The organism is Streptomyces canus 299MFChir4.1 (assembly GCF_000383615.1).
Taxonomy (GTDB): domain Bacteria; phylum Actinomycetota; class Actinomycetes; order Streptomycetales; family Streptomycetaceae; genus Streptomyces; species Streptomyces canus_C.
The window spans coordinates 1-14300 of the sequence record NZ_KB911655.1 but is presented as its reverse complement, the minus strand read 5'-3'; the positions used below and the strand labels follow the sequence as shown (position 1 = coordinate 14300).

The window sequence follows — 14300 nt, the reverse complement described above, 5'->3', positions numbered from 1 at the left end:
GTTCTGCCGCTACCTGCGCAGTCTCTACCCGCCCGAGATCCGTATCGCGATCGTGCTCGATAACTTCTCCCCGCACCTGACCACGAAGAAGGACACCCGGGTCGGCGACTGGGCCGCAGCCAGCAACGTCGAGTTCGCCTACACGCCGACCAACAGTTCCTGGCTGAACCGCATCGAAGCCCAGTTCACCGCCCTGCGCTACTTCGCACTCGACGGCACCGACCACGCCAGCCACAAGGAGCAGGGCAGCATGATCCGCCGATACATCATCTGGCGGAACCAGCACGCGGCCGACGAACGCCTACGCGAGATCGTGAACAGGGCAAACGTTGCTTGATGCGGCACTAGCGCCCGAGCCCGCGCGGCACAGGCCCGCAGCACAGCACTGGGGAACATGTCTGCCCAGCGCTCCACCGCTCCCGTCCACGAAGCAGCCACAACCCCCCTCCCACAACCGCAGCATGGACGGCGGCGCTGATCACTGCCGGAGGGGCAACCGGAGGGCGAGCAGTGCCATTGAGGTCCCCCACTTGGTAGCCGTTCAGGCCCCGATCCCGCAGGGCCTGAACGGCTACCCCTTTGAGCTGTCCGCGCGTTCTTCCCGCGAACCTACGGCGAAACGACTCCGACTTCCCAGGTATCCGCGTCCGGACTTCGCCTGTAGAAGACGTTCGACTGAACGGGATCACACAACGCGACCAGGATCTGTCCTGCCTTCAGGCCCACGGGCTCCTGGAACGAGGTGCTCTCCCTGCCCTCACTCGCAGCACCTTGAACTCGAACCGATACGCGCCAGGCGGCCTTCTTAACCGTTCAGGCCCCAATCGCGAAGGGGCCTGAACGACCGCCTTGGGCAGTCTCCTTCGCATGCGGCCTCATCCGCTGAAGACGCCTCAAAGCTCAGCACGCGAACAATTTACGATCCTACGGCGAAAGGACTCCGACTACCCAGGTATCCATGTCGGGGCTCCGCCTGTAGAAGACGTTCGATTGGACAGGATCACACAACGCAACCAGGATCTCACCCTCCTTCAGGTCCACTGCCCTGTGAGAAGAGGTACTCTTCCCTGCCCTCACGCGTATCACCTTGAACTCGAACTGGTGAAGGCCGGGCGGCAGCTCAACGAATTTGGGCATCTTCGCGTCGCGGCTGCGGGAGCAGAGCTCAACGCCGTTCTCCCAGAGAGACGCGATGCCTGCCTTGTACGTCAGGCTCCGAAGTGGCTCCCTGATCTCGGCGAACACCAGAACCCCCGTTCGCCTCCTCCTCCGCTCCCTCCGCAAGCGCCATCTGACCAGCAAGGGCAGCCGCTTCGAATCATCGAGCGCTTTCACGGAGGGACGTCGACCGGAATCCATCATGAGCTAATCGTCCTCCCGCCGGCCGGAGTCGCCCAGGCTGCCTCCCGCGGCAGTCTCACCTGGAAGACCCGTGCTATGAACTGCCGCTAAGCGCCATCCAGATCGCACCGGCACCTGATATCACAGCACAGAAGACAAGAGAGATATCGCCATACGTACACCGTGTCCAGCGCACCTGTGGGGCGGTCTGGGCTTCATCTGTCGCACGGGGGCGTCAAGCCACCCGTTGATCTTTCGTTCCGCTTCTCGGCTTGATCCCATGAAGTGGTGGAGAAAGATCCCCCAACCGCAAATACCGAGACAGACTGCTCTTTATCGAGATGGACCTCCAGCGTTCCGTCATCGGAAACCGAGACGCCGCGGATTATGGTTGCCGGAAGAACATGACCGCGCAGAGGATTCACTACAATGAGCATGTCATCACACAGGATCACTTTGCAGTTCGAAACTCGTCCAGCCACTCCTGCGAGTGCCAGAAATGTAAGTATTCCCTGCCATCCGGTCCGGAAGTCCCCGAGAGCACGGCAACACTCATCCCAATCCCCATGCCTACGATGACGATCCCGAAAAAAATCAGCCAGGAACGCCGGGTCAGCGGACGTGGTGTGCCGACGTCCCTCCGGCACACCACGAGCCGATGTGTTCGACGTCAGGTGAACGAGACCGCACCTACGGCCAGAAGCAGTGCCAAGACGAGCAGGGAATCCGCAAACCGACAAGAGCGAATGCTCCGGGTCGTCTTCTCTTCCGCTCCTGAATCCGTTGGATTCCTCTTCCTTGCGAAATCGACCTGAATCTCCGCCGCAGCTCGTTGACTCGTCTTGAAGAAGGCGTCGACCAGCGAGCCACCGAAGGCGAAGGGCCGGACACTCCCCTCTCGGTGGGTCTCGATTTCCAGCCCACCACCAGAAGCCGTGTGCACTCCGCGCACATCCCGATAGGGAACCAGATAGGCCATGATGGGATTCTCGACCAGAATCGCGTCATCCAGGAGGACTATCCGGCAGCTTCCGATCCTGCGGAAAAGGGCCGTGATCGCCGAGATGACCGCTGCCACGAGTAGTGCATCGCGGTAGTTCTCGTGAGCCAGAAAAGACAGCAGGGCCAGAAGGTACAGGGCCCACAGGAAGCCAATTCCGCTCCAGCTCAGGACAGGCCAGGAGCGACGACGCAGAACGCGCCGCCGATCCTGGGTCTGAAGCCGTTCCCGCATCATTGCTCAACACCCTCTGCCAGACAGTGCACTAGCGTTGCCAGCGCCGCAGAACCCCCATGAGAGCTGCGAGTTCACGCCGACGTTCAGGGCGGTTCTACCGGTGTCGACCACGCTGGCCGAGTAGGTGACGACACCCTTGCGGCCACCGCCGACTCCGGCGCCGTATCCCAGTTTCGTTCTGTACGCCGGAACCTTAACAGTGGCTCGCTCGATCGCGTTCCCGGTGAAGGCGCCGCGCCAGCTCCCGGCCCCCATCGCCCGAGCGGCACCACCCGCCATGACGCCACCACCGACGGTCCAGGCCAGAGTTTTGCCGTATCCGGCCCAGTCCATCGTGCCGGTTTTGAACGCGTCGCCGGCGTATGAGGCCGTGGCTCCGGCCACCCCGATGATCACGCATGCTCCTGCCGAGACCACGAGACATGCTCCGAACCCGACGACGGTGATGCCGAGCTTGATGTCCTCCCAATGGTCACCGACCCATTGCCCGACATCGGAGTTCTTGACGCTGTCCCATGCACCTCCCCAGTCGCCGTTCTTGAGGCTCCCCCAGAAGCCGTCGTCCTTCTTGGGCGCGGGACCCGGGTTGGGCGGGGTGGTCTTGAGCCAGCCCTTGGGCGCCGGGGTCGAGGGCAGGGTGAGGTTGCGGCGACCCGGGGTGCCTCCGAGGCCGGTGGGCTTCATGCCCTTGACGAGCGTGGGGCGCTTTCCGCAGCGGCAGGCTCGTACTGGACCCTCGCTGCTGCTGGTGGTCTTCTTGCTGGTGCTGACCGGAATGCCACCCCGGCACGTGATGCCATACTTCTGCGGCTCGTTGCACTCGGGGACGCCGAGGCCGGAGGGGTCGGCGACGGTCGCCGGGTTCTGGACGGCGTAGCTGTAGCCGTTGAGGGTCTGGCCCACGCCGGTCTGCAGGAGTGGGTCGACGCTGATGAACTGGCCGAGCTCGGGGTCGTACTGGCGGGCGTCGACGTGGGTGAGTCCTGTACCGGTGTCGTTGGTTTTGCCGAGGAATCCCTTGTCGTCGGGCCACGCCGACCCGCTGACGCTGCCCCTGGACGCGCCGAACAGGGTCATGTAGCGCCGGGAGAACGTCTGGTCCGTGGCATCAATGGCGAGGGTGGCCGTGCCGTGCTGGTCCGCGGCCAGATAGCTCAGCTCGTTAGCGCCGCTCTCATTGGACCGGACGGCGACGGTCAGGCCGCCCGAGCCGTAGTGGCGCTGGGCCCAGGTGCTGCCGTTCGCCCGCAGGTGCAGCTCGGTCGCACCGACGTACAGGACGCGCTCTCCGCCCTCGGTGGCGCGGATGAGGAGGTCGCCTTCGGCTCCGTACAGGTAGTCCGTCGGCTTGCCGTTTTCGGTGAGGGTGTTCAGCCTGCCCTCGTCGGACCAGGCGAGGGCCTGGGCGGCGGTGCCGTGGGGACGACTGGTGGTGTTGCCGGTACTGTCGACCTCGTAGGCGTCTTCCGGGGCAGTGCAGTCCGCCTTGGTGCTGGTGCCGGTCAGGGCGTGGGGCTGGTCCGCCTTCTTGTAGCAGTAGGTCGTGGTGGTGTCGCCGGTGGCGGTGTGCTTGGTCTCCGTTGTGCGCTGGCCAGCGTCGTTGTAGGCATAGCCGGTCCAGTACGGGGCCCGCCCGCTCAGGCTGCTGGCGCTGCGGGTGTCGGAGCACTTCTGCGAGGCGGGTGTCCATGCCTCGGTCAGGCGCCGGTGGCCGTCGTAGGCGAAGCACTGGGTCTCCGCTGCGGCGGTGCCGCCGAGGGTGCTGGTGTCGGCGATGGAGGTGACGTTGCCCGCCTGGTCGTAGGTGTAGACGAGGTTCTGCAGCTTGTACGGGTGGGTCTGGTCCGTGACGTGGCTGCCCAGGAGCCGTCCGGTGCCCTCCTCCCAGGTGTTGGTGACGTACGCCTTCTTGTGCTCCTCGGTGTTCGCGGTGCCCAGCACGAGCTGTTGGGCCTGGCCGAGGGCGGAGTAGTCGACGTCGAGAAGGTAGCCGGTGCTGCCGCCGACGGAGGTGACCTGGCCGGTGCCGGTGTAGCCGTAGTCGACGATCTCCGAAGGCAAGCCGCCGAGGGCGGGCTCCTTGGCGCTCTGGAGGGTGCCGTCGATGTTGTAGTTGCTCTCGAACTGAAGGTTGGCCGCCCCCGCCGCAGCGAGTGGGTCGGAGTCCGGCAGGGTCAGTTCAGTTGTGGTGGGACGATACAGACTGTCGTACGCCGTGACGGTCTCGGTGTACGCCTTGCCCGTCGTGCCGCCGACGTAGCGGGTACTCGCGTCCGGCTGGCCCTTCAGCAGAGTGTCGTAGGTGAAGGCAGTCAGCTGGTTGGCGTCGGTCTTCGAGCCGGTCCAAGTGCCCGTCGTGCGGCCGAGCACGTCGTAGCCGGTGATGATGCTCTTGCCACGGGAGTCGGTGGTCCGGGTGAGCCGGTCCAGCTTGTCGTAGTCGAGTTCGGTTGTGCCCTTGTCCGGGTCGTCCACGCCTGCCTCGCGGCCGAACAGGTCGTATGTGTACGTCCACTTGGCGCCGTCGGGACCGGTGACCTGGGACTGCTGGTCGTCCAGCGTGTTCTGGAACTTGGTGGTGGCGTACGAGGCCGTCCCCGCGCCGCCGCCGAATTGAGGGTCGGCCGGGCTCGTGCCCGTGTACTGGCGGGTCTCCACCGTCCGACCGCGGGCGTCGGTGATCGTGCGAGTTGCGGAGCCGCCCTGGACGGCGGTGGTGGCGGTGGAGTCACCGGTGTAACTGGTGGTGGTCGACCACTTCTTCACCCCGTACACGTACAGGGTGCTGGTGGTCGGCCGCTCCGCGCCGTCGTACACCGTCTCGGTCTGGGTGGGTGCCTCGCCGTACTCCTCGCGGGTGTAGGTACCGTTCGGGGTGGCTGTGCTGTCGAAGATGTCCTCGTACGTCTCGTAGGCTAGGCCGCGGGTGTCGTAGCGGGTGTCGGTCAGGACACGGCCGCCGAGCGGCGTGGGGGACTGGGTCTGCAGCGGGCGCATCATCGCGTCGTACAGCTCGTAGGTGGTGTTGTAGGTCTCGCCGTCCTTCTTGAGGGTCGAGGTAGAGACCCAGGACGGCTCGGTGCTGCTGATCCGGTAGGCGTAGTTGGTGGTCGCGCTGTAGCCCGCGGCCTTGTTGCGGTTGGGCTGCCAGACCGCTGTCAGGCGACCGAGAGCGTCGTAGGTGGTCTCGGTCTTTTTCAGGTTGGCGTCGTACACGCGCAGGGGCTGGCCGTGCCTGTGGTCCAGGAAGCTGGTGACTTTGTGGCCCTTGGGGTTGGTGACGATCGTCTTGGTCAGCGGCCCTGCGGCAACCGGGGTGTAGGCGGTGTTGGTGGTGTTGCCGTCGGCGTCGGTGACGTCGGCCGGGCGGCCGAGGGTGTCGTACGTGGTGGTCGAGGTCGTTTGCCAACCCGAGGCCGCGCGCAGTCCGTCCGAGCCGGCGGTGGCAGCGTAGCCGGTGGCGCGGCCGGTCCAGGTGGCCGCGCCCTTGGTGGGTGTCTGAGAAGCGGACCAAGTGGTGGCGGAGGTGTTGTCGTAGACGGTGGCGGTGTCAGACAGGACATCGCCGCGGGTCTCCGGGTTCGCCGGCAGGCTCAGGCTCGTGTCGGCCACCGAGCAGGACTGTCCGACCGTACGAATGCGGGAGACGAGGTCGTTGATACCGGCCGCGCCGTTGCGCGCATACCAGGTGCGGGTGCAGGTCTGGTCGCCGCCCTTGCCGACCTCACCGGAGTCGTCGACCGTGACCGGCATGCCGTAGTCGTCGTACGTCGTGGCGATCGCGCGGGCACGCCAGGTGTTCGCGGTGGTCAGGTACTGGTGGGTGGTGGACTTGGCCGTACGGACGTAGCGGGCCACGTGGTCGGCGGCGTCGGGCGCGCTCTGCCGTCCGGTCTCCTTCGACCACGGGTCGATGACCTCAACTGTGATCGGCGTCGAGCCGTTGTAGGTGACGTGCTCGCGCCGCGTGCCCGCGTACTGGTCGCTGTCGGTGATGCTCGCGACGCCGATCGACGGGGAGGCCAGCGGGCTGAGTGAGACGGAGCGGGTGGTGCCGTCCTTCTTCTTGTCGCCGTTCATGCCCTGCATGTAGAGGGAGACCGTTTTGGAACGCGTGGTGCTCGTGGCGCCGGTGTACACGGTGACCTCACGGTAGCCGCGCCAGTCCGACCAGGTGCGCTCGGCCTTCGGAGTGAAGGGGTCGTCACTGTGATGCCAGGCCGCGCCGCTGTAGTCGTAGGCGTACTCGACCGCGTCGTTGTGGCCCGCCGGGTCCGTGACCACGACGGCCTCGACCCGGTACTTGTGGAACCAGTCCACCGACGCCTCGGAAGAGCCGTTGATGTTCCAGTACTTCGGGTAGCACGAGCGGGTGTTGGCGTCCTCGGCCGCGCCGGTCACCTCGCTGCGCACGCACTCCGGCGAGGACAGGGTCACCGTGGTAATCGAGCCGGTCTCCGAGGTGACGGTGGAGATACGGGGCCTGGTCAGCGGCAGGATGTCGTCGGTGCCGTCGACCCGGTTCTCCCGCCACTGGTAGGTGAACGAGACCGGGTTGAGGGCGATCACGGTGTCGTCGGCCTTGGCGGTCCGCTTGATCGACTTCAGTGTCAGGACGTGATCGGAGGTGTCTCCGATGTCCCCGCCGTCCAGGTACTCCTGCGTGAACGCCCAGGAGTCCACCGGGTCGTAGACGCTGGTGGTGGCGTTCCAGGAGGAGGTGTCGATGCCGGTCAGGCGCTTGCGGGAGAAGAACGAGGGTCCGCTGCCGAGGCAGTCGGTGTCCCCGTCGGTGCAGATGGCGTCGAAGGGGACGTCGGGCCAGTTCTTGGCGGTGTCCTTGGTCAGCGTCGAGCAGTCCGAGGCGGTGCACCGCTCGGAGTGACTGAAGGTCACCTTGGCATCCGCGTCGTCGGTGAACAGCGCGCCCTTGCGCAGGCCGTACTTGATCTCCTTCAGGTAGCCGCCGCGCGTGTAGGAGGCGTTGGCCGTGGTGGCCTTGTTCTTCTTGTAGTAGTTGTTCTCCTTGGCGTACCAGTAGGTCGAGGCGTTGCCGTGGGTGTCCTCGACGTAGTCGAGGTTCCAGCGCCACGCCTGGGTCACGGAGCGGTCGGCGAAGGAGTCGCCGTTGCCGTAGCCCGGGTCGCCGGAGTCGTCGCCGAAGACGGGAACGGTCCAGGTGGAGTTGGTGCGCTGGTCGGCGGCGCCGTCAAGCTTGTTCAGGCCGAAGACGTACTTGGTGCCGTCGCCGGTGATGACGGTCCAGTACTCGCCGTTGCCGTCGCCGTTGTCGGCGCCCGTGGAGCGGGTCACCGTGGAGGCGTCGTCGTTCTCCAGCCGCCAGGTGCTCTCCCAGTCCCCGGACTTCTTCACCAGGCGGGTCGCCTTGCCGTTCAGGACCAGCTGGGCGTTGTCGTACTTCCAGCAGTGGTCGAACACGTCCTCGTGGCCGTCGTCGTCGCAGGAGCCATACGACCGCTCGATGTAGGACTCGCTCAGGCTGAAGCCCTCACCGACCGCGCTGCCCTGGTTGTTGGTGGTGGCGGTGCGGCCGTCGACGCTTGCCGAGTCGTAGGACAGGGACAGTTCCGGCGTCGGGCCGGCTGCAGCGGGCGGCATGTTGAAGTCGTGGTTCCAGGTGAAGGAACCGGAGTTGTCGCCCGCCTCCCAGGAGGAGGACTCCGACAGTTCGGTGGCCGAGTAGTCGCCGGCGCCCGACGGGGATTCACCCGACCCAGGGTCGGCCGCGGTCACGGCGAACACCGCCGTCTCCGCGGTGGCCGCGTCGGCCAACTGTGCCGAGGGGCCGTCACTCGTCTCGGCCAGTGGTATGGAGGCGGTGATGGTCTGGTCGGCGAGGTCGTTGTCGGACTTGACCGGGGTGGCAGTGCGGCACGCGGCCTTCTCCGGCGTGTCCAGGGCACAGCCGGGGAGGCGCACCAGGCGCAGCCGGGAGGCCCAGCCGCCGCCGATTGCCGAGGCGAAGCCGCTGTAGTCGATGCCGAGTTCGGCCTGTCCTGCCTGGTCCGCCTCGGCGGTCAGCAGCACACCGGTGATGCCGGCGTCCCTGGCGGCTTTCTGGTCGAGGACCGTGATCCGTGCGGTGGTGCCGGATGCGGCGCCGTTCTTGACTCCGGCCCCAGCGATGCTGACGGGAAGGCCGCCGGGCTCTGCCTGGGCGCGCTTGCCGGCGTCCAGTTCGACGCGCGCGTCACCCTGCTCGGGCCAGGCCGCCGCCCGCTCCGCACGGGCTTGCCGGGCGCGTTCTGCGTTGGCCTTCTTGTCCTTGGCCACCTTCGCGCGGGCTTCCTTCGCGCCGGGCCCGTCGACTTCCTTGACCTTGCTCACGCGCTGATCGGGAACGTCCGTTCGACCGAGTCCCTTGTCGGCGGCCTGTGCCACGGGGGCCAGGCCGGTCGGGACCACCAGAGACAGGGCCAGGAACGTCACGATCGCCCCGGCGCGCTGTCTTCCGCCGCCCCGCACTCTCTTTGATGTGGATATGCCAAAAGCCATGATTGTCCGCTCCCACCCCGTTGCGCCGCGTTATGAAAGGCCGACAGAGCCGTGAAAGGCCGCCAAGTTGATGTGCTGTGCTTCGGTGCGGCGCCGCAACGACGGCGCCGCACCGTCCCTCCGCGAAGGTCAGTCGCCCACGCGGACCTCGACCTGCTCCGGGCTCGCCATCGCCCCTGCCCACAGGCGCAGTTCAGCGACCCTGGCGGGCAGGTAGTGCGTCCACACTCCGCCGGTGAAGCCCTTGCCGACGGCGAAGTCGCCGCTGCCGATCTCTGCGGTGTACACCTTGGCGTCACCGTTCTGCCCGTAGCCCAGGTAGAGGCTGATCGTCCCGTCGACCGAGTCGTGGACCCCGGTCAACCGCACCGGGCTGTCCACGGCGGCGACTTCGTCAGAGACGACGGAGGAGAAGGAGCCGTCAGCGTTGAGCCGGCCGAAGTGCCAGACGCCGACCGGCACCGTGGTCTCCTCCAACGTCTCCTCGTCCAGGACCGTGTCCTTGCCGGTCAGCTCGTACCACAGACCCCAGGCCGAGCCATCGCCGGTGCGCTGACCGATGACCTGCCCCGTATAGCCGACGCTCTTGGTGACAAGTTTTGCCGCGTCCAGCTCCACCAGGGTGGTAGCGGTGAACGAAGCACTGTCGTCCACCAGCGGCCCTGCGACAGTCGCTGCGTCATCGACGCCGTCCAGGACCATGCTCTCGCCATCGATCGACGCACCGCCTGTCAGCGTGAGCGCCTTGCCGTAGCCGGAGGTCGTGTCGGCCATCGTGGTGCCGCTGCCGCGGGCCGCGGAGAAGTCCGCGACGAGTTCCGCACCGGCGTACTTGTCAGAGATGAGCAGGCGGGCCTCGTCGTGGACCTCCTTCGGTGTCAGGGCGCGCTGCCACACGGCGGGTTCGTCGATCGAGCCGTGCATGAAGTCCTTGTGGACGTCGGCGTGCAGTACGCGACCGATTTGCAGCGGCCCGTCCGCGTCCCATGCGGGACCGGCGTCGGTGCTCCCCTGGAGGACGCCGTTCACGTAGAGGCTGATCGTCTTGCTGGTGGCGTCATGGACGCCTGCCACGTGGGTCCACACCCCGCGAGGCGAGGGCTGCTTGGACCTGATCTCGTGGTAGGCGGGTTCGGTGGACAGCACCCGCATGCTCCAGGTGTTGTCGCCTCCAGCGCCGTACGACAGGTAGAAGGGGCTGTACTTCTGCGTCCACGGACTGGTGGTCGGACTCTGGCTCAGCACGGTCAGGGTGTGATCTGCCTGCGGATCGACGCGTACCCAGGCGGCGACGGTGTACGAGGAGCGGGTCTCCAGGACCTGCCCGCTGGTCGCGGCGTAGCCGGTGGTGCCGTTGAGGACCAGTCCCTTGTCCGTCACCGCGTTCTCCAGGGGCTGTCCCTCAGCATCGTGAGTGACCAGCCCGCGACGACCGCGGTCATCGCGGCTCGCGTCACCCCCCAGGGTCGCGTCGTCGTTGCCGTCGCCGGTCGCGGAATCCAGGGCGGTGCCGCCCGCCTCGTCGAAGTGCCAGCGTCCGACCGGCCCTTCGCCCGCGGCGACCAGGAAGTCCACCACGTTCTGGGCACCCCAGCGGCCTACCGTGTCCTTCGCCCGCACATACAGGCTGTATGTGCCGGAGCTATCGGGCGTGATGTCCTTCGATGCGGTCGATCCGTTGATGGCCGTTGACCATGCGTCCGCGGGGGACAGCTTGTACTGGTAGGCGACGTTCGAGTCACCCGTGGCCGGGGCAAAGGTAAAGGTGCCCTTCTGGCCTGGGCCGCCTCCCGCCGCGCAGGCCGTGTCGGTGCAGGCGGAGTATGGGCTACCTACGGTGATCTTCGGGGCCTTGGGCGCGGTCGGGTCGACCTTGAAGTAGCACCAGCCTGTCGTCGAGGCGTTCGACGGTCCCGACAGGTAGCTGCCGCCGCTGTTGTAGTACGAGCGCACCCAGGCCCGGTACCGGTACAGCTTGCCCTCGGTCAGCGTCGACCAGGACTTGGTCAGCTTCACGCCGTCGCCGACATACCCGCTGGAGGGGCTCAGGTCGCCGTTGCCGGCCGTGGTGTCCGACCAAGTGTTGTCGCTGTTCTTGTGGTCGAGGTCGAAGTAGACCCGCAACTGAGCGTCCTTCTCGCCGCCCGATGCTGTCTGTGCCGTCGCTGTCAGGGCCGGGGTCGGGTCGGAGACGATCGCCGGGTCCGACTCGGTTGTCTCACACACCGTGCCTGAGCCGGTCACCAGGCCGATGCCCGTGGGCTTGGCAGGCAGGCCGACGAAGTCGACCGCCAGCACGGCGTCGTTCTTGAACCGCTTCCAGGCGCTGGTGTCGGACTCGTCGTGCGCCCGGACCTCCAGGGTGAGCCGGGAGAACTTGCCCGCCGCGAAGTTCTGCACCGTCGGCGTGAGGTTCTCGTTCGTCTCCTCCGGGTTGTCGTTGAACTCGATCGGCGCGTCCGGGGAGTCCGGATCGCACAGCGAGCCGCGTCCCGCTGACACGTTCCGGTCGCCCATCAGGTCGAGCGCCTTCGGCCGGGAGGACCACGTGGTGGAGGAGGAGATGTTGTTGGTGCGCACCAGGTCCACCCAGCGCGGGTCACACTGGAACGCCCACGGCTCGGTCACCCGGAACGTGGCATCCAGGACCTTCTTGCCCTTCAAGCTCGCCGGGGAGAACTCGAAGTACAGCCGCTGCACATAGCCCGGACCGCAGTAATAGCCGTTCCAGGTACCGCACTTGCCCGCGCCCTTGCCCAGGCCGTCGTCGCCGTTGCCCCAGCCGTACGACTCGTAGCCGTCACTGCGCAGCAGTGTCCGCTCGGACTCGCCCCAGGTCACCGTCGGGTCGATGTACAGCGGAAACGCCGACGCCTCCGTCCCGGCCAGCATCTCCGCGTCCGGGATCACCGTCAGCGCGTCGGCGGAGACCTTCACGTCCATCGTGGTGACGGTGTCACCCGCGCCAGGTTCAGAGCCCTCCGCGGAAGAGGCACCCACCTCCGCGGGATCCGAGCCCTCAGCCTCCGTGGCATCCACCGAGGCCGCCAGGGAGGTCGGCTGCGCACCGGATGCCGCACCGGCGGAGTCCCACATCTGGGCGGGCGGAGCCCGGAAGACACGGTTGCCGTCGTCGTCGATCGCGGTGAGATTGCCCGCCTTCCCCTTGAGCAGACTCAGGCCGGTCGCCTTCAACGAGTAGTCGATCTGCTTCAGCTCCTCCTGGGCGGCGGCCTCAGGAGTCTTGACCACCAGCATGTGGCGGAACCCCTCCACGGAGGCCGTGATCCTCAGGTCGACGCCCGGAAGCACGTCCGCGTACACCGCGCTGGCCCCGTCCAGCTCTGGCTTGGGGAGTGTGCCGGGCCAGCCCATCTGGAGCGACCGTCCCGTGTCGGAGATCTTCACCAGCGGCTCGTTCGTCCCACCGCCGGAGAACTCCATCTCGACAGCCGCAGCCTTCGGCGCCACCGTTCCGTCCCCACGGACCTCCAAGGTGGCGTCCGGCGCCTGCCACCCCCCGCCGGCCGTGGGCACCCGCACGGGAACCGCGGACTCCTCCAATGTGAAGGTGAAGCCGTCCGGGTTGGCGAAAACCGTCGAACGTTCCGACCGCTCCCCGGCAACCTCGACCCGCTTCCCCGACTCCTGGGCCTCGGCGAGCGCCTTCTGCCCCTCCGACAGCGGAGGCTGGGCCTCGTCCGCCACCGCCTGGGAAACCGGCCCCCAAGCAGGCAGAGCCGCCAGCACTGCCGCCGCAGCCACAGCCGAAACCAGCGTCCGTATCGGTCTTCCGTGCACGCCGCCAGCGCGACGCCCCCGTCTCAAACTCACAACCCCACCCCAAGTTCACGACCCAGTCATGACTTTTGCTTGATGCAACCTTTGCCATGAGCATGAGAATGAGGGCCTTGACCCCGAATCCTGAACACGGGTTATGCGACTCGTGCCAGCGTAGTTGGTGTGCGGTAGAAGGCGTTCTCGAAGGCGATCGGTGATCGTTGCCCGAGGCGGGAGTGTCGGCGTCGGGTGTTGTAGCGGTTGAGCCATCGGAACGCGTCGAGGCGGGCCTCACGCTCGCCTGGCCAGCTCTTTCGTCCTTGCAGGGTCTCGCGTTTGAAGGTCGCGTTGAAGGACTCGGCGAGTGCGTTGTCCGCGCTGGATCCGACCGCGCTCATGCTCCTCCGCACCCCTGCTGACCTGCAGGCTTCGGCGAAGGCCCTGCTCGTGTACTGAGCTCCGTGGTCGGTGTGCATGATCGATCCGGCCAGGCTGCCTCGGGTGCGGACCGCTGCGGCCAGGGCGTCGGTCACAAGGTCGGTTCGCATGTGGTCGGCGATCGCCCAGCCGGCGAGACGGCGGGAGGCGAGGTCGATGACGGTCGCCAGGTAGCAGAACTTCCCGCCCTCGATGGGCAGGTAGGTGATGTCGCCGACGTACTTCGTGTTCGGAGCCGTGGCGGTGAAGTCGCGGCCGATCAGGTCCGGCGCCTTGGCCGCCACTGGGTCTGCGACGGTGGTGCGGTGCCGGCGGCGCAACCGGACCCCTTCGATGCCGAACGCCCGCATGATCCTGGCGACGCGCTTGTGGTTGAGTGCCTCTCCGCTCGTCTCGCGGAGTTCGGCGGTGATTCTCGGGGCTCCGTACGTGCCGTCCGAGTCCTGGTGCACGGCCCGTATCCGGGCGGCCAGCCTTGCGTCGGCCGCCTGCCGGGCGGCCCGGTCCGCAGCTGTCCGGCGCCAGTAGTAGAAGCTCGAGCGGCTGATGCCGAGGATGCCGCACAGCCGCTTCACGCCGTAGCGGCGGTGGAGATCGGCGACACACTGGAAGCGGTTCACCAGCGCGTCTCCCCGGCGAAATACTTTGCCGCTTTGCGGAGGATCTCGCGTTCCTCCTCCAGCTCACGGACCTTCTTCCGCAAGGCCGCGTTCTCAGCCTCCAGCGGGGTCGGCGGCTGGACCGGTTCCTGCGTCCGGCGTCCCCGCGGACGGCTTACTCCTGCGGCCCTCACCCAGTTCCGCAGCGTCTCCGGATTGATCCCCAGATCAGCGGCGACCGACCTGATCGTCGCTTCGGGCCGCGACTCGTACAGCGCGACCGCGTCCGCCTTGAACTCCGGCGGGTAGTTCTTCATGACCACGAGATGTCCGTTCTCAGATCCTCAGGATCCAGTGTCTCGTGTGTCCAACATCAGGGGTCAAGGCCC

The 14300-nt window shown here is 66.8% G+C and carries 6 protein-coding genes; 1 reads left to right on the top strand and 5 read right to left on the bottom strand.

From position 1 onward, the window contains the following. On the top strand, window positions 1-337 hold a 337-nt coding region (locus H293_RS0147435; protein ID WP_020124774.1), incomplete at its 5' end, for a transposase. A gap of 587 nt (window positions 338-924) precedes the next feature. Here H293_RS0147435 and H293_RS0147430 read toward each other — a convergent pair. The 5 genes from H293_RS0147430 to H293_RS0147410 form a co-directional block, all read right to left on the bottom strand. Further along, complete coding sequence (locus H293_RS0147430; protein WP_259294741.1) at window positions 925-1362, bottom strand: hypothetical protein; 438 nt, start codon at window positions 1360-1362, stop codon at window positions 925-927. A gap of 649 nt (window positions 1363-2011) precedes the next feature. Further along, entirely contained in the window at window positions 2012-2578 is a 567-nt protein-coding gene (locus H293_RS0147425; RefSeq protein ID WP_020124772.1) for a hypothetical protein, read from the bottom strand. Window positions 2579-2581: 3 nt separating this feature from the next. Beyond that, window positions 2582-9094, bottom strand: a complete 6513-nt coding sequence (locus H293_RS52185) for an RHS repeat-associated core domain-containing protein (RefSeq protein ID WP_051138276.1) — start codon at window positions 9092-9094, stop codon at window positions 2582-2584. A 129-nt stretch (window positions 9095-9223) separates the two neighbouring features. After that, a complete protein-coding gene (locus H293_RS0147415) occupies window positions 9224-12802 on the bottom strand; it encodes a LamG-like jellyroll fold domain-containing protein (RefSeq protein ID WP_020124770.1) in 3579 nt (1192 codons plus the stop codon). A 227-nt stretch (window positions 12803-13029) separates the two neighbouring features. Then, window positions 13030-14234, bottom strand: a protein-coding gene (locus H293_RS0147410; protein ID WP_106968526.1) for an IS3 family transposase whose coding sequence is annotated in 2 segments (ribosomal slippage) — window positions 13030-13943 and window positions 13943-14234 — 1206 coding nt in all. Because the reading frame shifts where the segments join, the coding sequence is not laid out codon by codon here. Between the last annotated feature and the right edge of the window lie 66 nt (window positions 14235-14300).

Bases quoted from the DNA above. Each gene is read 5' to 3' on its own strand.
- H293_RS0147430 (WP_259294741.1), bottom strand. From the start codon at position 1,362: ATGATGGATTCCGGTCGACGTCCCTCCGTGAAAGCGCTCGATGATTCG.
- H293_RS0147425 (WP_020124772.1), bottom strand. From the start codon at position 2,578: ATGATGCGGGAACGGCTTCAGACCCAGGATCGGCGGCGCGTTCTGCGT.
- H293_RS52185 (WP_051138276.1), bottom strand. From the start codon at position 9,094: ATGGCTTTTGGCATATCCACATCAAAGAGAGTGCGGGGCGGCGGAAGA.